Raw genomic sequence first — 20,602 nt, 5'->3', positions numbered from 1 at the left:
AAAAATAGATAAAAAATCCCTTTGAGTTTTAAAAAAACAGTCATTCTTTGATCAAGAACAAAGAAAATACAAAATAGGCGGCAAAGCGGAGACGCTTACACTTTTGTATCTTACCTGTGATACTTTTGTACCACAGGCGTGGTACTTTTTTCTCAAGGGTAAAAAAGTGTTGGTACTGTAAGTTTTTGATTACCAGTTGTATTTATAACTTCGTCAAATCAATTGGGAATTGAACCGCGGAGTTACGCTAAGTTACGCGGAGTTTTTATTTCGATGCCGCAGGAAAACTAAAACTCCGTGTAACTTAGCGTAACTCAGCGTTTCAAAAATTCAGTACCAAACGAGTATTAATTCAGGCTAATATGTTAGGGTTTGCCAGCTAAATTATAAAGCATTATCTTAGCGTACAAATTAAAAAACTAAAATGATCATCACAGCTTTACAGAAACTTTATACACAGGTGATCGGTTCGCCTGCTGAAAATATCATCGAGTTACCCTCATCTGGTTCCAATCGTCGCTATTTCCGTTTATCTGGGCCCATGAACTTAATAGGTGTAAACGGAACTTCGCAAGAAGAAAACAAAGCATTCCTTTATATGGCAACACATTTTCGGGAAAAGGGCATTCCTGTTCCTAAAGTCTATGCTGCCTCCGAAGATTCCCTCTTTTATCTGCAAGAAGATCTGGGCGACTCACTACTTTTTGATAAGATAGAAAAAGGAAGAAAAACCTCTGTATTCAGCGATGAGGAACGTTCGTTACTGCGCGAAACCATTTCTATGCTACCCATGATGCAGTTTCGTGGTGCCGAGGAGCTTGATTTCGACCAATGCTATCCACAACCTACATTCAACGAACGCTCCATTCTTTGGGATTTAAACTATTTCAAATATTGCTTTCTAAAGTCTACCGGACTGGAGTTTCAGGAAAACAATCTTGAAGATGATTTCCAAAAGATGTGTGATATTCTGTTACAAGATCAAACTAACACGTTCATGTATCGTGATTTCCAGTCGCGCAATGTAATGATTAAAGATGGTAAACCTTGGTTCATCGATTTTCAGGGTGGACGAAAGGGGCCTATCTATTATGATATTGCTTCTTTCCTTTGGCAAGCGAAAGCAAACTTCCCGGAAGGATTGCGAAATGAGTTACTGGATGTTTACATGGAATCCCTCTCCCACTATACCACAGTCAACAAAGAAGAGTTCTGCAAACAATTGCGTCATTTCGTTCTGTTCCGCACCCTGCAAGTATTAGGTGCTTATGGTTTTCGTGGCTACTTCGAAAAGAAACCGCATTTTATTCAAAGCATCCCCTTTGCCATTAAGAATCTAAAAGAATTATTGCGGGAAGGTTATTCCGAATACCCTTATCTATGCGATATTTTGCACCAACTTGTCGACTTGAAACAATTCTCCAAAGAGATTAACACGTTGGAAGTAAAGGTTATGAGTTTTGCCTATAAAAAAGGAATACCCAACGATACTTCCGGCAATGGTGGTGGATTTGTATTCGACTGCCGGGCTATTAACAACCCTGGCAAGTACGAAAGATATACTCATTTTACCGGACTGGATGAACCTGTAATCACCTTCCTCGAAGAAGAAGGAGAAATCACTTCCTTCCTCGAATCTGTTTATAAAATAACTGATGCTTCCGTACAGCGCTACCTGGACCGTGGATTCACCAATCTTATGATTTGTTTCGGATGCACAGGCGGCCAACACCGCTCTGTTTATTCGGCACAACATGTGGCCGAACGACTTAACCGGAAGTTCGGTGTCAAAGTCAATCTAATCCATCGCGAACAAAATATCGAACAAGTATTTGATCCAACTGTATGAAAGCCCTGATTTTTGCAGCGGGATTGGGGTCACGCCTCAAACCGTTAACCGATACAACTCCCAAAGCCTTGCTTCCCATTGGTGGAAAGCCTATGCTTGAACATGTTATCCTGAAATTAAAAGCTTCTGGTTTTAACGAACTTGTAATCAATATCCACCATCATGGACAACAGATTATTGACTACCTACAGAGCAAAGATAATTTTGGCTTAAACATACATATTTCTGACGAACGGGATTGTTTGTTAGATACCGGAGGAGGAATTAAACATGCCCAACAGTTTCTCGACGGGAAAGAACCTTTTCTGGTACATAATGCTGATATTCTATCAAATGTTGATCTGAAACAACTTTACCAATACCATTCTCACTCTTTGGCCACATTACTTGTTAGCCAACGAGAAAGTTCGCGACATTTACTCTTTGATAAAGAAAACCGGTTATGTGGTTGGCAGAACCGTGAAACAGGTGAAGTAAAATCTCCCCATCCGAATTTCATTCCATCTATGTATGATGGATATGCTTTCAGTGGCATTCATGTTATTTCACCAGAAATATTCAAATGGATGGATACATGGACGGGCAAATTTTCGATTATTAATTTCTATCTTGCGATTTGCGAAAAAGCAAATATTCAAGCCTATCCATTGAATAATCTTAAGCTTCTGGATATTGGTAAACCAGAAGCACTAGTTAAAGCAGAAGAGTGGTTAAAGCAACATAGTTAAGAGGATGTCCTTCGCTTCGCTCTGGATGACTCTTATTTATGGTTATTGGGCTTTCTTCCCTTATTTCCTGTAAACTTTCTCTTTCCCTGCATTTTTCTTCCGGAAAAATTGGCTCTGGTTCTTGGATTATATTCAGGTTGTTCACCAAGTTCAGCAGGAACGGGAAGTTTATAGATATCCCTTCCAAGGAAAGTTTCAATACTTTTAAAACGACTCTGATCTTTTTCGTTCACAAAAGTTATAGCTACGCCATCATTATTAGCACGTGCTGTACGACCTATTCTATGTACATAGTCTTCGCTATCGTGTGGTACATCGTAGTTAATAACCGAACGTATATCATCAATATCGATTCCACGGGCTACTATATCAGTAGCAACCAGTATATTTATCCGTCTGTTTTTAAATTCGTGCATAATGTGGTCGCGTTGCGCCTGTTCAAGGTCCGAATGCATTTCGCCCACATTGAGTTTCATGGCTTTCAGTGATTTAGTAACTTCTTTAACTTTTAATTTAGAAGATACAAAGATTATGCATCTGTCGGGAACATGCTCTTCGAATAAGGTTCTGACCAGGCCTAATTTCTGATTCTCATAACAGATGTATGCTGCCTGAATAATCTTTTCTGCAGGACGGGATACGGCAATCTTTATTACTTCCGGCTCATGTAATATGTTATTAGCCAGCTGCTGAATTTTTTCGGGCATTGTGGCAGAGAACATAATAGTTTGCCGTTCCTTAGGTAATAGTTTTACGATTTGCATGATATCATCGTAAAAACCCATATCCAACATGCGGTCGGCTTCATCTAATACAAAGAACGAAACTTTGGACAAGTCTACATACCCCAGATTTATATGCGACAATAGTCTTCCCGGAGTTGCAATAACAACATCGGCACCTAAAGTTAATCCTTTCTTTTGCTGTTCAAACAGTATTCCATCATTTCCCCCATAAATAGCTACACTTGAGGCAGGCATAAAGTAAGAAAAGCCTTCCATCTGTTGATCTATTTGTTGTGCCAGTTCGCGGGTGGGCGACATAATTACACAGTTTATAGCTTCTTCTGGATATCCTCCCTTGCTCAGCATATTTAAAATAGGTAATAAAAACGCTGCTGTTTTACCTGTCCCGGTCTGTGCTACTGCAATCAAATCTCTCTTCTGGAGTATAATAGGAATGGCTAATTCCTGGATAGGTGTACATTCATCAAAACGCATGGCTTCAATTGCATCCAGCACGCTATCTTCTAATGGTAATTCGGTAAATTTCATTTAAGCTTTTAAGTTTTTAAGTTTTTGAGTTTTTAAGGTTTAAATATTTAAGATTTTAAGTTATGTAGTCTATCTCAAAAACTTAAAAGCTTAAAAACTAAAAAACTAAAATTACAGTCTTCCTCTCTCTTCTAAATATGAGTCTTTAAATCCTAAGAAGTATAATACTCCATCCAGCCCTATTGTATTAATAGATTGCTTAGCGCTGGCTACTACTTTAGGCTTTGCATGAAATGCTATTCCCAAACCTGCAATATCTAACATTGGTAAATCATTTGCTCCATCTCCTACTGCTATTGTTTGGGCAATATCTACTTTTTCAACCTGGGCAATCAAACGTAATAATTCGGCTTTACGTTTGCCGTCAACAATATCTCCCAGATAGTTTCCGGTTAATTTGCCGTCAATTATTTCAAGTTCATTTGCATAAACATAGTCAATACCATATTTATCTTGCAGGTAACGTCCAAAGTAAGTAAATCCTCCCGATAATATGGCAATCTTATAACCGTATTTTTTAAGCACAAACATTAAACGGTCAACTCCTTCGGTTATAGGAAGGTTTATCGCTATTTCGTGAAGTACAGACTCGTCCAAGCCTTTAAGTAAAGAAACTCTTTTCTTAAAACTTTCGTTGAAATCAATTTCACCACGCATGGCCTGTTCGGTAATCATTTTAACTTCATCTCCTACTCCGGCACGTATGGCTAGTTCGTCAATCACTTCCGTTTCAATCAGGGTAGAATCCATATCAAAACAGATAAGCCTACGCATACGACGATACATATTATCCAGCTGAAACGAGAAGTCCATATCCAACTCTTTGGATAATTTCATTAACTGAGCCTGTAAACCGGTTTTATCTTTTGGAGTACCACGCACTGAGAACTCAATACAAGCACGGATATTAGCTTTACTTTCATCAAGAGGAATACGGCCGGTTAAACGTTTGATGGCATCAATATTCATTCCTTGATCTGCCAACACTGAAGTTACCGACGATATTTGCCGGGCAGACAGTTTTCTTCCAAGTAAAGTTAGAATATACCTGTTCTTTCCCTGCATACTTACCCAACTGTTATACTCTTCAACAGAAATTGGATAAAAGCGAATATTTACTGCCAAAGAAGAAGCTTTGAAAAGCAACTCTTTCATTATAAGACCAGAGTGCTGTTCTTCGGCCTTAAAAAGTATCCCCAGTGAGAGGGTATTGTGAATGTCGGCCTGACCAATATCCAGAATGGTAGTATCGTATTTGGCCAAAATCCCGGTTATTGAAGCTGTCAACCCAGGACGATCTTCTCCGGTAACCCGAATTAATATGAGTTCTGTTGGAGATTTTTCTTGCATAAAAGGTTGTTATTAAATCTTTTGCAAAAGTAATCAAAAAACGCACAATATGCTAAATAACATAAAAAATTACCGCTAAAAAATCAGAAAATCGCTTGTTTATTTGGATATTAATATAATAAGTGTTTAACTTTGCGCCGATTTCAAAACGGAAGACGTTATGATTCATTGAATCAGCCCTACCGACAATGAGAGTCCGGGATGAAATCCCTGTTAGAGTACAGGCCCGGATAGTATTAACCAAAACCGACTTACATGAGACATGTAAAATGGATCTTTGTTGTATTGCTAATTAGTTCCTTGACTTCTTTTGTTGTAAAAGATAAACCTACCGGAGGTTTAAATGTGGGTGAAATACCCCCTTCTTTTAAAATTGAATCTACATTAAGTAAACAATCGCTTTCCTTGAAAGATTTGAAAGGTAAGTATGTATTGCTGAGTTTTTGGGCCAGTTATGATGCGCAATCCCGGTTGCTTAACACAATGTTAAGTAATGCCATCAAATCAACAGATGCCCCGAATGTGAAAATGGTTTCTGTATCTTTTGACGAATTTAAATCTGTATTTCAAGAAACCATTCGTAAAGATCAAATAGTTGATCCCTTATGTTTTGTAGAAACAAGAGGAGAAAAATCGAACTTGTTTAAAAAGTATAACCTAAACCGCGGTTTTTCGAACTATTTACTGGATGAAAATGGTATAATTATAGCCAAAAACATCTCTGCAGCTGAACTTTCTAGTTATCTGAATTAATTTATTAATTCAATTAAAAGATAACAGAGAGTTATTTCCGGGTTAAACCGGAATAGTGACAAGAGGGAATTAATACAACAAACAAAATCCCGCCTGCAATGTGTTACACATAGCGGGCGGGATTTTTTATTATGCGCCAATGAGCAATGTGCCAATGTGAAAATATGCCAATGTGCCAATTAATAGTCTAATTAAATAATTATATTCTTTAATTGGCACATTGGCATATTTTCACATTGGCACATTAAACTACTTAGGAGCCTTAATATACAAATATACTGCAATAAACGCAAACATAATATTAGGTATCCACACAGCAATAACAGGCGGCATACTGCCATTTACAGCAAAAGTTGAAGAAATTGTTTGGAAGAGTATAAATGAGAAACTAAGTCCCAAACCTATTCCCAGATGCAATCCCATTCCTCCTTTTACTTTTTTAGAAGATAAAGATAAGCCTATAATAGTTAATATAAAAGAAGCAAAAGAGGCAGCTATCCGTCTGTGATACTCTATTTCAAACTCTTTTATATTCCTGAATCCTCTTCGTTTTTGTTTTTCAATATATTCACTTAACTCTGGGCTGGTAAGCATTTCCTGCTGATTTCTTTGAATAAGAAAATCCGAAGGTTCCATCTTTATAATCGTATCCATCTTATCACCTTTTGAAATGGTTTCTTTCAACCCATTCATTTCCCTTATTGTATAGTCTTTCATTGTCCATTTATAAGTGGAAGTGGTATCATAAGTTATAGACTTGGCAGTAAGATGTGAAACCAATCTTTTACCTTCAAATTTATCTAAAAAGAAACGATTTCCGGTTTTAGTATAGTCGGAATAATTATTGATGTATGCTATTACTCCCGAATCAACTTCTAACTGTACATTCTTAACAGAGGCGGGTTGCCTTTTCTTCTTGTATTTAATTTCAAAATTAAGACGGGTTACACTTCCTTGTGGTATAATATACGATCCCAGAAGAAATGTGGCAATGGCAATAACCGCAGCCGAAATCATATAAGGACGTACAAGCCGGTGAAAACTCATACCTGTAGAAAACATGGCTATAATTTCCGAGTTTTCAGCAAGTTTAGAGGTAAAGAAGATTACAGAAATGAATACAAATAACGGACTGAAAAGATTTGCAAAATATGGAACAAAATTCAAATAATAATCAAAAAGAATAGCACTCCAGGGAGCCTCATTCGTCATGAACTTATCTACATTTTCATTGAAGTCAAAAACCACAGCAATGGATATAATAAGGGCTATGGCAAACACATAGGTTCCCAAAAACTTCTTTATTATATACCAGTCCAGCCGTTTTATTATTTTGCTCATATTCTTATAGTCTTGTTGAAACTTTTTTCACCATCATAGGTTTCCAGGTCGAAAAATCACCTGCAATAATGTGTTTACGGGCTTCTTGTACCAACCAAAGATAAAATGCCAGATTATGAATAGATGCAATTTGCATGGCCAGTAATTCTTGTGCATGAAAAAGATGGCGTAAATAGGCTTTTGAGTATAAAGTATCTACATACGATGCACCATCGGCTTCGATTGGCGAGAAGTCTGTTTCCCATTTTTTGTTTTTCATGTTCATGATTCCTTCCTTGGTAAACAACATTCCGTTTCTACCGTTCCGGGTGGGCATAACACAATCAAACATATCAACTCCACGTTCAATGCCTTCGAGAATATTTACTGGTGTTCCAACCCCCATCAGATAACGGGGTTTGTCTTTTGGTAAAATCTCGTTTACAACCTCTATCATTTCGTACATCTTATCAACAGGTTCGCCTACAGCAAGACCGCCGATAGCATTGCCATCTGCATTCTTGGATGCTATAAACTCTGCCGATTGCTTACGCAAATCAGTATATACACAACCCTGTACTATCGGGAATAAAGATTGGTTATATCCGTATTTAGGTTCTGTTTCGTTAAACCGTTGGATGCATCTGTCCAGCCACCGATGAGTTAGCCCCATAGATTTCTTTGCGTATTCATAATCCGAATCTCCCGGAGGACACTCGTCGAAAGCCATCATTATATCAGCTCCGATAATACGCTCAATATCCATAACCTTTTCCGGAGTGAAAATATGTTTGCTTCCATCTATGTGCGAACGAAACTCTGCTCCTTCTTCACGTAACTTACGGATACCGGCTAAAGAGAAAACCTGAAACCCTCCGCTATCAGTAAGCATAGGCCGATCGAAACCATTGAATTTATGTAATCCTCCAGCTTTTTCCAACACATCTAACCCGGGACGTAAATACAAATGATAAGTATTTCCCAAAATAATCTGGGCATTTATATCATTCTTTAGTTCCGTTTGATGTACGGCCTTAACCGATCCTAACGTACCAACGGGCATAAAAATTGGTGTTTCAATCTGTCCGTGATCCGTTGTTAACAACCCGGCACGTGCATTGGTTTTCGAATCGGTATGTTGTAATTCAAATGTCATTTAGTTTCGTTTTTCTTCGCTGTAAAATCAATAGCATCAACAACCTTATGATTGGTTAGTGCAATAGCAAGTACCTCTTTTATATCACTTACATAATGGAAGTCAAGCCCTTTAAGATACATATCTTCTATTTCGTCGATATTCTTCTTATTCTCTACACTTAGAATTATTTCTTTAATACCCGCACGTTTTGCTGCAAGTATTTTTTCTTTAATTCCACCAACCGGAAGCACTTTCCCGCGAAGAGTTATTTCGCCTGTCATTGCCAGGTTTGCTTTAACTTTTCGTTGAGTAAAAGCTGATGCTAATGCTGTTACCATAGTTATACCGGCAGATGGTCCATCTTTAGGTATAGCACCTTCCGGAACATGAAGATGTATATTCCAATTGTCGAAAATGTCTTCATCTATATTCAACAATGCTGCATGAGACTTAATATATTCCAATGCCAGCATGGCAGATTCTTTCATTACATCTCCCAGGTTTCCTGTTAAAGTAAGTTTGTTTCCTTTTCCACGGCTTAAACTGGTTTCAATAAAGAGAATCTCCCCTCCTACTGCTGTCCATGCCAGTCCGGTTACAACACCTGCATAATCGTTCCCCTGATATTTATCATGGGTATACTCAGGGGCTCCCAAAAAGTCATACAAGTCCGAAGGCTTTATATCGCTGGGCGAAAAGTAGCCATCTGTAGCATACATACGTGCAGCCTTTCTAAGAATCTTTCCTATCTTCTTTTCCAATTCACGTACACCGCTTTCGCGGGTATAATTTTCTATTATGGCTTCCAAAGTAGGCTTACCAATCTTTAATGGAGAATTAATTTTCTTAGAGTTTAATCCGTTAGCTTCCATTGCTTTGGGCACTAAGTGTTTTCGGGCAATTTCTACTTTCTCTTCAGTAATATATCCACTTATCTCAATCAATTCCATTCTATCGAGCAATGGAGGTGGAATTTGATTGATATTATTGGCTGTTGCTACAAACATAACTTTCGACAAGTCGTAATCAACATCCAGGTAATTATCATGGAAAGAATGGTTCTGCTCTGGGTCTAGTACTTCGAGCAAAGCAGATGATGGGTCGCCCTGACGATCGGAATTAATCTTATCAATTTCGTCCAGAATAAAAACCGGATTAGATGATCCTGCTTTAATCAAACTCTTGATAATGCGTCCGGGCATGGCGCCAATGTAAGTTTTGCGATGGCCGCGAATTTCGGCTTCATCGTGTACGCCTCCTAAAGACATACGAATATATTTTCTCTTCAATGATTCTGCTATAGATCTACCCAAAGAGGTTTTACCTACTCCCGGAGGTCCATATAAACAGATTATTGGAGATTTCATGTCGCCTTTTAACTTAAGAACTGCAAGATGCTCCAAGATGCGTTCTTTTACTTTTTCAAGTCCGTAATGATCTTTATTGAGTATTTTTTCTGCATTCTTTAGATTAACATTATCTACAGTGTACATTCCCCATGGCAAATTAAGCATGGTCTGCAGATAATTCAATTGCACACTAAAATCAGGCGATTGCGGATGGGTTCTTTCCAGTTTTGCCAGTTCCTTTTCGAAAACAGCCATAACATCCGAACTCCAATTCATGAAATTCCCCTTTTTGCGCATTTCTTCAATTTCCTGCTCTTGTCCGCTGCCACCAAGTTCATCCTGAATGGTTTTGATCTGTTGCTGCAAAAAGTATTCTCTTTGCTGTTGATCAATATCTTCGCGGGCACGCATCTGAATGGATGCTTTAATCTCGGCCAGTTGTACCTCCCGGTTAAGAATTTCCAAAAGACGATATGCTCGTTCCCTCAATGATGTAATGAGCAGTAGTTCTATTTTCTCTTCTTTTTTTAGTGGAAGGTTGGTACATATAAAGTTAACCAGGAAAATATTATTTGCCATATTTTTAATAGCAAATTCCGAATCTAAATGAGCTCCTTCTGTAGTTTGCAAATATCTCAATGTAAGATCTTTACATGAATCTACCAAAGCTATAAACTCTTTATCTTCCTTGGGTGGTATTTCTTCGTCGAATAAATCGGCTTTACCTTTTAAGTATGGACTGGTATCGGTAAGTTCCTGAAGTGTAATACGTTTTACCCCCTGTAAGATAACAGTAGTTGATTGATCTGGCATTTCCAATATCCGAACTACTTTTGCCATTGCACCTATCAGGTGAAGATCATCTATGTTAGGCGATTCAACTTGAGCCGATTTTTGACAGACTACAGCAATCAGAGCTTTTTTCTTCTCTGCATCCTTTACTAATTTTAGTGAGGATTTTCTTCCAATAGTGACAGGCATAAATATTCCAGGAAATAAAACCATGTTTCGCAAAGGGAGTACAGGTACTTTTCCGTTCAACTTTATTTTCGTGTCATATTGTTCGTCATTGTCTTCAATATCAGCAATTAAAGAAAATGCATTATCATCCTGCTCACTTAATTCTGCCTCAAAATATTTTTCTTTTTTCATCATTGTTGTTCGGTTAGTTAATATTATGACTTGAGGTAAGACATAAAACGCTGGCAAAGGTAACTTTTTCTTTATTAATTTTCCCTACTTTTGTGCAAAAACCATTCAAGTGATATGGCAAATTCTTATTTTAAGTTTAAGCAGTTTACTGTATGGCAAGATAAATGTGCCATGAAGGTTGGTACCGATGGTGTTTTACTGGGTTCGTGGACCGATATTAACCATGCCAAAACAATTCTGGATGTGGGAACTGGAACCGGGTTAATAGCACTAATGCTGGCCCAACGCTCCACAGCAAACATTACAGCTATCGAAATAGACAAAGATGCATATTCGCAAGCTACAGAAAACATTAAAAGTTCGCCCTGGAGCAACAGAATAGAAGTTATTCACGAAGATTTAAATCGGTTTTATCCGGGAAAGAAATACGATCTTATAGTGAGTAATCCTCCTTATTTTATAGATTCGCTTAAGTCTCCGGATGATTCACGTACTGTTGCACGACACAACCAAAATCTTACATACCGCGAACTAGTATGTAAAGTATCCGAACTACTTGAAAGTAATGGTTTGTTTTCCATGATTGTTCCTACAAGTGTTATCAACCATATTATAGCAGAAGCTCATGATTTTAATCTTCACCCGATGGAACTCACTAATGTAATAACTGCTCCGGGAAAATTGCCTAAAAGAAGCTTGATTTCTTTTCAATTTTCAGAAAAGAATTATATACCCAAAGAATTACTGATTGAAATTGAACGCCATAAGTACAGTGATGAATTTAATAATTTGATAAAAGATTTTTATCTCAATATATAACATGTATAGATGCATTACCCTGCTCTAAATCGACAAAAACAAGAAATTGTCTTATCTCACCCCCTCTACAAGATCCACAAAGCCGTTTTTATTGCACATTTTCAAAATGCTGCATTTTGCATTGATGAAATGCTGCATTTCGTTTAATCAAAATGCTGCATTTCGAAAGTGTGAAATGCTGCATTTTGAAATAACGATTTGCAGCATAAAAAACAGTTGTGATTTATAAATGCATTATAATTAACAAACGAACAACCAAGAGCAATCTTTATTTATACTCTTCCCAACTCTTTATCGAGATATCATCAATACTCATTGTACAGAATGCATTGATAAATGCACTAGCCAAACGGGCATTGGTTATGAGTGGAACATTCAGGTCAATAGCTGCGCGACGTATTTTATATCCGTTACTCAACTCTCCTTCTGTGAGGTTTTTGGGAATATTAACTACCATATCAATCTCTTTATTATGTAACAGATTAAGCGCTTGTGGTTGTTTCTCTTCCTCGCTTGGCCAATAAACCAGCGTACTTTCAATACCTGCTTCAGACAGATATTTGTGAGTACCACCAGTAGCAAACAGCTTATATCCTTTGTTTACAAGCATTCGCGCAGCATCCATCATATCTGCTTTTTGCTTCATTGTTCCGGTTGAAAGAAGGATGTTTTTTTTCGGAATCCGATAACCAACGGATAACATAGCTTTTAAAACGGCACACGAAGTATCACTACCTATACAACCAACCTCTCCGGTCGATGCCATATCTACCCCTAACACAGGGTCGGCCTTCTGTAATCTGTTGAATGAGAACTGTGATGCTTTAATACCAACATAATCCAATTCAAAAAGATTCTTGGAAGGCTTTTCTACAGGCAGCCCCAGCATTACTTTAGTGGCCAGTTCTATAAAGTTTATTTTCAATACTTTACTTACAAATGGAAAACTACGTGAAGCACGCAGGTTGCATTCAATAACTTTGATATCGTTATCGCGGGCAAGAAACTGAATATTGAACGGGCCGGAAATGTTAAGTTCCTTTGCTATTTCACGACTGATACGTTTTATGCGACGCACTGTTTCAACATATAGCTTTTGAGGTGGGAACTGGATAGTTGCATCACCGCTATGTACACCAGCAAACTCAATATGCTCACTGATTGCATAAGCTACTATTTCACCATTTTGGGCTACCGCATCCATCTCAACTTCCTTAGCATGCTCAATAAACTGACTTACTACAACCGGATGTTTTTTACTAATGTTAGCAGCTAGTTTAAGGAACCGTTCTAACTCTTCATAATTTGAGCAAACATTCATTGCTGCTCCCGAAAGAACATACGATGGACGAACAAGAACCGGAAAACCTACTTCATCAACAAATTCATTGATATCGTCCATTGAGGTAAGCTCACGCCAGCGTGGTTGATCTACTCCAATGCGATCGAGCATTGCCGAGAATTTCTCACGGTCTTCTGCATTATCAATACTTTTGGCTGATGTTCCGAGAATATTTACATTCCGTTGATCAAGACGCAGAGCAAGATTGTTTGGAATCTGGCCACCGGTAGATACAATCACTCCATGCGGATTTTCCAATTCGATGATATCCATTACACGTTCGAAAGTCAATTCGTCAAAGTACAGACGATCGCACATATCATAATCTGTAGAAACAGTTTCCGGATTATAGTTAATCATTACGCTGCGCCATCCTTCTTGACGGATTGTGTTTAGTGCTTGTACTCCACACCAATCAAATTCTACAGAGGAGCCGATACGATAAGCACCAGAACCCAATACTACAATGGATTTATGATCGCCCAGATATTGAACATCGTTATTGATGCCGTTGTAAGTTAAATACAGGTAATTAGTTTGCGCAGGATATTCAGCCGCAAGCGTATCAATCTGTTTTACAACGGGAATAATACCAACTGATTTTCTATAACGGCGAATGAATTCAATGTGAACATCATCCATGTCTTCTTTCCATAATGCACGGGCAATCTGAAAGTCTGAAAAGCCTTGTTGCTTTGCACGGCGAAGCAACTGAGTGTTGAGGGTTTGGCTTAAACGGTCGTTATCAATAGTTAATTGTCCATTGTCAATTAACTCCAATTCGTCTGCTGTACGAACAATGTTCATCAGCTTTTGCAGAAACCATTTATCTATTTTTGTAAGTTCGTGAACCTGATCAATTGTATACCCGGCCCGAAACGCTTTTGAAATAACAAAAATACGTTTGTCGGTAGGCTCGCGTAAGGCTTTGTCAATATCGGGAATTACCAGTTCTTTGTTTTCTACAAAGCCGTGCATCCCCTGCCCTATCATACGCAAACCTTTTTGAATGGCTTCTTCAAAAGTACGACCGATAGCCATTACCTCTCCTACCGATTTCATGGAAGAACCTAACTCACGGTCTACTCCCTGAAACTTACCTAAGTCCCAACGGGGTATTTTACAAACTACATAATCAAGTGCTGGTTCAAAGAAAGCAGAGGTTGTTTTAGTTACTGAATTCTTTAAGTCGAACAATCCATACCCTAGCCCAAGTTTGGCAGCAACAAAAGCCAGCGGATATCCGGTTGCTTTAGAAGCCAAAGCTGATGAACGGCTTAAACGTGCGTTCACCTCAATTACACGGTAGTCTTCCGATTCCGGATCGAAAGCATATTGAACATTACACTCGCCTACTATACCGATATGACGAATAATGCGGATTGCCAACTCGCGCAGTTTATGATACTCGGAATTGGTAAGCGTTTGCGAAGGGGCAATAACAATTGACTCGCCCGTATGAATACCCAATGGGTCGAAGTTCTCCATATTACATACAGTAATACAATTATCGAAACGGTCGCGCACTACTTCGTATTCCACTTCCTTCCATCCACGAAGACTTTTTTCTACCAACACTTGTGGCGAGAATGAAAATGCTTTTTCTGCCAGAACATTCAGTTGTTCTTCATTGTCGCAAAAGCCTGAACCTAAACCACCTAAAGCATAAGCTGCACGAATAATAACAGGATACCCTAGTTCTTTGGCTGCCCGGCGTGCATCAACAATGTTTTCAACTGCTTCGCTTTTAATTGTCTTCACATTGATCTCGTCCAGCTTCTTAACGAAGAGTTCACGATCTTCTGTATCAATGATAGACTGTACAGGAGTTCCTAACACCTCTACATTGTATTTTTCCAATACTCCGCTTCTGTATAGTTCAACACCACAATTGAGTGCTGTTTGTCCACCAAAAGCAAGCATAATACCTTGAGGCTTTTCTTTTTCAATAACCTTTTCTACAAAATAAGGTGTTACAGGAAGAAAATATATCTGATCGGCTACGCCTTCACTGGTTTGAACAGTAGCAATATTGGGATTGATGAGAATTGTTTTAATGCCTTCTTCTCTTAATGCCTTTAATGCTTGAGAACCTGAATAATCAAACTCACCAGCTTCACCTATTTTAAGGGCCCCGGAACCAAGAAGAAGTATTTTGCTATATTTTTTTTCCATATTCATTCCTTTTTATTTTTTTTAGACACAGATTGCACGGATGACACGGATTTTAAGAACACGGATTTATTTTATAGAATATTTATCCGTGTTCTTAAAATCCGTGTCATCCGTGCAATCCGTGTCTAAATTACTTTTCATATCAATTTCACAAATTCATCAAACAGGAATTCTGTATCCGTTGGCCCTGAAGACGCTTCCGGATGGAACTGCGCAGAGAACCAAGGATTAGCTTTGTGCCTGATACCTTCATTAGAACCATCATTCATATTTACAAACAATGGTTCCCAATCGGCTCCCAAGGTATCATTATCTACAGCATAACCATGGTTCTGACTGGTAATGAAACAACGGCTTGTATTTACCATCCGTACAGGTTGATTATGACTGCGATGACCGTATTTTAGTTTGTAAATACTCGCTCCACCTGCTTTTGCCAATAACTGATTTCCCATACAAATACCACAAATTGGTAAAGAAGGGTTTTGCATAGCCTTACGAATATTTACTACTGCTAGCTCAGCAATATCGGGATCTCCCGGACCATTACTGATAAATAATCCATCAAACTCAAGATGATTGAAATCATAATTCCAGGGAACACGGATTACTTCGACTCCCCGTTTCAGAAGACAACGAATAATATTTGTTTTTACTCCACAATCTAGCAGTACTACTTTCTTTTCTGCGCCTTCGTTGTATCGGATCACTTCCTTACACGAAACAATATCTACATAGTTAGTCCCTTCGTAATCAAGGTTTGCCAAATCTGCAATGATACGTTCTTCATCACCTTCCTGTAGTTCATCATCAAAAACAATGCGCCCCATCATAACGCCACGTTCTCTCAACACTTTAGTTAGTTCACGGGTATCAATGCCTGTTATGCCTGGCACTTCTTCACGCTTTAGCCAATTGCCCAAACTTTCTACTGCATTCCAATGATTATATTCCTGAGAATAGTTACTTACAATTATGGCTTCGGCATGAATTTTATTGCTTTCCATGAAGGTAGATAAGCCATTAGGTTCCATTGTAAATGGAGGTACTCCATAGTTTCCAACCAATGGATAAGTCAACACCATCAGCTGACCTGCATAAGAAGGGTCTGTAAGACTTTCAGGATAACCTACCATAGCGGTATTGAATACTACTTCACCAGCTATAGACTTTTCGTAACCGAACGACTTACCATGGAAACGGCTCCCGTCGTCAAGAATCAAAGTAACATTTCTCATTGCGACTATTAAAATTGGTACATTTGTTCTATATAATTAATAAATGCTTTATTCACCATCTTTACTCCGCCTGCTGTAGGATAATCACCACTGAAATACCAATCACCAGTATGATCCGGACAAGATTCGTGCAAACCTTCCAGCGGCTGATAAACGATTTCTACTTTGGCGCGAATGTTTTTCGGAGTCAGCATTTCTACTATCTTTTCCGAAATTTCTTCATTAGTAAATGGAGCATATATCTCTTTCACATAATTCACCATCTGTTCTCCCGGCAGTTTTTCCTGAGCTTTGGCTTTGTTGTATGCGCGTTCAATAACATCTTTCATTTCACGATCTCTCAACAGTTCAATGGCAGCTTTAAATGCAATAAACTCATTCATACGCGACATGTCTATTCCATAATAATCAGGATAACGAACCTGGGGTGAAGAAGAAACAATTATAATCCTCTTTGGGTTCAATCTATCTAGTATCGCAATGATACTTTGCCGTAAAGTTGTTCCTCGCACAATACTATCATCAATAATCACCAGATTATCTACTCCGGGAACAATACTACCATAAGTTACATCGTAAACATGGGCAGCAAGATCGTTCCGGCTATTACCCTCAGCAATAAAGGTACGGAGCTTGATGTCTTTAATAGCTACCTTTTCGCTACGGATACGCATAGATAGGATTTCGTCCAGTTCTTCATGATTTGGGTTACGACCAAGGGCTTCTATCTTTTTTATCTTCAACTTATTCAGATAATTATCAAACCCCTCGAGCATACCATAGAAAGCTACTTCGGCTGTATTGGGTATAAAAGAAAATACTGTATTCTTTATATCATAATCTATTGATTTAAGAATTGGTTCTACCAAATTGCGGCCCAGCATTTTTCTTTCCTTATATATATCTATGTCACTTCCACGAGAGAAATAAATCCGTTCGAATGAGCATTTCCGCACTTGCTTTGCTTTGTTAATCTGTGCCAACCGCATTTTACCAGCTTTGTTTACCAAGACAGATTGTCCCGGTTGAAGCTCTTTTACTGATTCGGCCGAAACATTAAAAACAGTTTGTATTACCGGTCTTTCGGATGCAACAACAACTACTTCATCATCCATATACCAAAATGCCGGACGAATGCCCCACGGATCGCGCACTGCAAACGATTCTCCGCTTCCAGTGAGTCCACAAATTACATATCCGCCATCCCATATATTACTGGAGGTTTTAAGTACATTGGCCAGATCAATTCTGTTTTCTATGCCATGTGTTATATCCATCCCGGTAAGCCCTTCGTTCACGCACTCCTGAAAAATACGTTCAACTTCACGATCGAGACGATGTCCCATTTGCTCAAGCATAATATAGGTATCAGAGTGTTTACGAGGATGCTGCCCAACGGCTGTAATACGTGCAAAGATTTCATCCACATTCGTCATATTGAAGTTACCACAAATGGCAAGATTCTTAGCACGCCAGTTGTTACGACGTAGGAAGGGGTGAACATAAGAGATACCCGACTTACCAGAAGTACTGTATCTTAAATGCCCCATAAACACTTCTCCCGCAAAAGGTAAAGAACGTTTGGCATATTCCACATCTTTAATCTTTTCGGGCGGATATTGTTTAAACCCACTCTGAATTGCATCGAATATCTCAGTGATTGCATCCGGGCCTAAAGCTCTTTCGCGAAACATATATTCCTCACCGGGATTCGATTCCAGTTTTACACAAGCCAATCCGGCACCTTCCTGCCCGCGGTTGTGTTGCTTCTCCATCAATAGATAGAGTTTGTTCAATCCATACATCCATGTTCCGTATTTCTCCTGATAATACTCTAAAGGTTTCAGAAGACGGATCATAGCTACACCACATTCATGTTTGAGCTCTTCCAATTGAATTTAAGTTTTAAGTTTACAATACAAAGTTATGTATTTTTTATTCCACTGTTACCGATTTAGCCAAATTCCTTGGCTGATCCACATCCATACCTTTACATACAGCAATGTGATATGCCAATAGCTGCAAAGGAACTGTAGCAATTAACGGGTCAATACATTCCAGTGAAGTGGGTAGCTCTATACAGTAGTCTGCTATTTTACTAATTATTTCATCTCCTTCGGTAACAACTGCAATCACTTTACCTTTACGGGCTTTAATCTCTTGAATATTACTCAATACTTTTTCATACAATCCATTTTGTGTAGCAATAACCACAACAGGCATTTCAGCATCAATAAGGGCAATGGGACCATGTTTCATTTCGGCTGCCGGATAACCTTCGGCATGAATATAGGAGATTTCCTTTAATTTTAAAGCACCTTCTAAAGCTACCGGATAACTATAACCTCGTCCCAGATAGATAAAGTTATGAGCATACGTAAATATTTTGGCTAATTCAGCTATCTTATTATTAAGTTTCAGAACTTCTTTCATTTTTACGGGTACATCATTCAATGCCCGGATAACTTTTATATATTCTTCATCATTGATGGTGTTCTTTTCTTTAGCCAATGTAAGGGCAAGCATGGTAAGTACAGTTACCTGTCCGGTAAAGGCTTTGGTTGATGCTACACCTATTTCGGGTCCAACGTGAATATACGATCCTGTATGTGTAGCACGGGGAATAGATGAGCCCACAGAGTTACATATTCCATATATAAATGCTCCCCGGCTTCTTGCCAGTTCTACAGCGGCCAGTGTATCAGCTGTTTCGCCAGATTGGGATATAGCAATAACTACATCGCTTTCATCTATAACCGGGTCACGGTAACGGAACTCAGAAGCATATTCTACTTCTACAGGAATGCGACAGAAACTTTCAATAAGCTGCTTACCTATCAGTCCGGCATGCCACGAGGTACCACAAGCAACAATTACAAAACGTTTTGCGGCCAACAATCTTTCTTTATGATCTATTACGGCAGACAGAACCACATTGTTAACATCTACATTGATGCGCCCACGCATACAATCGTAAATACAATCGGGTTGCTCAATAATTTCCTTTATCATGAAATGCGGATAGCCACCTTTTTCTATCTGCCCGAGTTTCATAGCTACCTGTTTTATCTCAGGGGTGGATTCTACATTATTGAGATTAACCACCTTCAAATCTGTGCGATGTATTACTGCTATCTCTTCATCCTTGAGATATACTACTTTATCGGTGTACTCTACAATTGGGGTTGCATCCGAGGCAAGGAAGAACTCATTCTCCCCTATCCCAACTACCAGCGGACTACTTTTACGAGCTGCAATAATTACATCCGGATGATCTTTTTCCAGAATTGCAATGGCATAAGCACCAATTACTTCATTGAGGGCTAGTTGAACCGCAGTAAGTAGATCGAGATTGTTAGTGATTTTGATGTATTCTATAAATTGAACGAGAACTTCGGTATCGGTACTGCTTTTAAATTCGTACCCTTTTGCCTGTAGTTTTTCTTTGAGGTCGGCGTAATTTTCAATAATTCCGTTGTGGATGAGAGCTAGAGTTTCGGTAGAAGAGTAGTGAGGGTGGGCATTTTCTGAACAAGGTTCCCCGTGTGTTGCCCAACGGGTATGAGCGATTCCGATATTACCGGTAATGTCTTTTTGAATGACGAAATTCTCGAGTTCGGAAACTTTTCCTTTTGCTTTGTAAACGTTGAGTTGTTGTTGATTACTGATTAATGCTACCCCTGCGCTATCGTATCCCCGATACTCCAACCGCTTTAATCCTTTAATTAGAATGGGGTAGGCTTGCTTTGTTCCAATATAGCCTACAATTCCACACATAATGTCCGATATTTATTTTTTCGGTGGCAAATATACACAAACAAGAGTTCTATTAAATCAAAAAGATATATTTATTGAAGTTATTTTTGAATAAAGTTATAATTCAAACACTATTTTTATCTTATTTCTATTAATTTAAAACAAAAATAAGCAAAAGAGTAATTAATTCTCAATATTTAAAGAGTGAATTATTAAATTCTCTGTAATGTAATTATTTCAGGAGGCCAAAGGCCTCATCTCAATCGAGTAGACTGCCCTGCCGGTGTCGCCCGGCAGGGAGAGCCTCTCACACCACTGTACGTACGGGTCACGTATACAGCGGTTCGTTAAGATATGGG

General features: G+C 38.6%; 13 protein-coding genes. 4 read left to right on the top strand and 9 right to left on the bottom strand.

The window, feature by feature from the left end; genetic code table 11:
• Positions 1 to 424: 424 nt before the first annotated feature.
• A complete protein-coding gene (locus tag D0T85_RS20585; protein WP_163215399.1) occupies positions 425 to 1,849 on the top strand; it encodes an RNase adapter RapZ in 1,425 nt (474 codons plus the stop codon).
• The gene (locus tag D0T85_RS20580; protein WP_163215398.1) at positions 1,846 to 2,577 is read left to right on the top strand and encodes a nucleotidyltransferase family protein; all 732 of its coding nucleotides are present in this window, start codon (positions 1,846 to 1,848) and stop codon (positions 2,575 to 2,577) included. Before D0T85_RS20585 ends, D0T85_RS20580 begins: the two co-directional genes overlap by 4 nt.
• Before the next feature lie 32 nt (positions 2,578 to 2,609).
• Here D0T85_RS20580 and D0T85_RS20575 read toward each other — a convergent pair whose 3' ends face one another.
• Positions 2,610 to 3,851 carry a DEAD/DEAH box helicase gene (locus D0T85_RS20575; RefSeq protein WP_163215397.1) on the bottom strand — a complete coding sequence of 414 codons (1,242 nt, stop codon included), beginning with the start codon at positions 3,849 to 3,851 and terminating at the stop codon, positions 2,610 to 2,612.
• 111 nt (positions 3,852 to 3,962) lie between these two features.
• A complete protein-coding gene (gene serB, locus D0T85_RS20570) occupies positions 3,963 to 5,201 on the bottom strand; it encodes a phosphoserine phosphatase SerB (protein WP_163215396.1) in 1,239 nt (412 codons plus the stop codon).
• Positions 5,202 to 5,456: 255 nt separating this feature from the next.
• Here serB and D0T85_RS20565 point away from each other — a divergent pair, with 255 nt between their 5' ends.
• Entirely contained in the window at positions 5,457 to 5,954 is a 498-nt protein-coding gene (locus tag D0T85_RS20565) for a thioredoxin family protein (protein ID WP_163215395.1), read from the top strand.
• A 249-nt stretch (positions 5,955 to 6,203) separates the two neighbouring features.
• Here D0T85_RS20565 and D0T85_RS20560 read toward each other — a convergent pair whose 3' ends face one another.
• Genes D0T85_RS20560 through lon form a run of 3 tightly spaced genes read right to left on the bottom strand, consistent with a single transcriptional unit; the run spans position 6,204 to position 10,913 of the window.
• Positions 6,204 to 7,295: an LptF/LptG family permease gene (locus D0T85_RS20560; RefSeq protein ID WP_163215394.1), complete on the bottom strand. Its 1,092-nt coding sequence runs from the start codon at positions 7,293 to 7,295 to the stop codon at positions 6,204 to 6,206.
• 4 nt (positions 7,296 to 7,299) lie between these two features.
• Entirely contained in the window at positions 7,300 to 8,430 is a 1,131-nt protein-coding gene (gene tgt, locus D0T85_RS20555; RefSeq protein ID WP_163215393.1) for a tRNA guanosine(34) transglycosylase Tgt, read from the bottom strand.
• Positions 8,427 to 10,913, bottom strand: a complete 2,487-nt coding sequence (gene lon, locus D0T85_RS20550) for an endopeptidase La (RefSeq protein WP_163215400.1) — start codon at positions 10,911 to 10,913, stop codon at positions 8,427 to 8,429. The genes tgt and lon overlap by 4 nt, the downstream gene beginning before the upstream one ends.
• A 90-nt stretch (positions 10,914 to 11,003) precedes the next feature.
• Here lon and D0T85_RS20545 point away from each other — a divergent pair, with 90 nt between their 5' ends.
• Positions 11,004 to 11,732 (top strand): tRNA1(Val) (adenine(37)-N6)-methyltransferase, encoded by a 729-nt coding sequence (locus tag D0T85_RS20545; RefSeq protein ID WP_255495716.1) that lies wholly within the window; start codon positions 11,004 to 11,006, stop codon positions 11,730 to 11,732.
• A 268-nt stretch (positions 11,733 to 12,000) separates the two neighbouring features.
• Here the strand turns inward: D0T85_RS20545 and carB are convergent, their stop codons facing one another.
• The 4 genes from carB to glmS form a co-directional block, all read right to left on the bottom strand.
• Complete coding sequence (gene carB / locus D0T85_RS20540) at positions 12,001 to 15,249, bottom strand: carbamoyl-phosphate synthase (glutamine-hydrolyzing) large subunit (protein ID WP_163215391.1); 3,249 nt, start codon at positions 15,247 to 15,249, stop codon at positions 12,001 to 12,003.
• Positions 15,250 to 15,386: 137 nt separating this feature from the next.
• Positions 15,387 to 16,487, bottom strand: a complete 1,101-nt coding sequence (gene carA / locus D0T85_RS20535; RefSeq protein WP_163215390.1) for a glutamine-hydrolyzing carbamoyl-phosphate synthase small subunit — start codon at positions 16,485 to 16,487, stop codon at positions 15,387 to 15,389.
• An 8-nt stretch (positions 16,488 to 16,495) separates the two neighbouring features.
• Entirely contained in the window at positions 16,496 to 18,379 is a 1,884-nt protein-coding gene (locus D0T85_RS20530) for an amidophosphoribosyltransferase (RefSeq protein WP_163215389.1), read from the bottom strand.
• Between the two features lie 43 nt (positions 18,380 to 18,422).
• Positions 18,423 to 20,264: a glutamine--fructose-6-phosphate transaminase (isomerizing) gene (gene glmS / locus D0T85_RS20525; RefSeq protein WP_163215388.1), complete on the bottom strand. Its 1,842-nt coding sequence runs from the start codon at positions 20,262 to 20,264 to the stop codon at positions 18,423 to 18,425.
• Positions 20,265 to 20,602: the final 338 nt, after the last annotated feature.

This window comes from Bacteroides sp. 519 (genome assembly GCF_010500955.1).
Classification (GTDB): domain Bacteria; phylum Bacteroidota; class Bacteroidia; order Bacteroidales; family Bacteroidaceae; genus Bacteroides.
The sequence above is the reverse complement of the archived record's forward strand: the minus strand, read 5'-3'. Positions and strand labels throughout refer to the sequence as shown.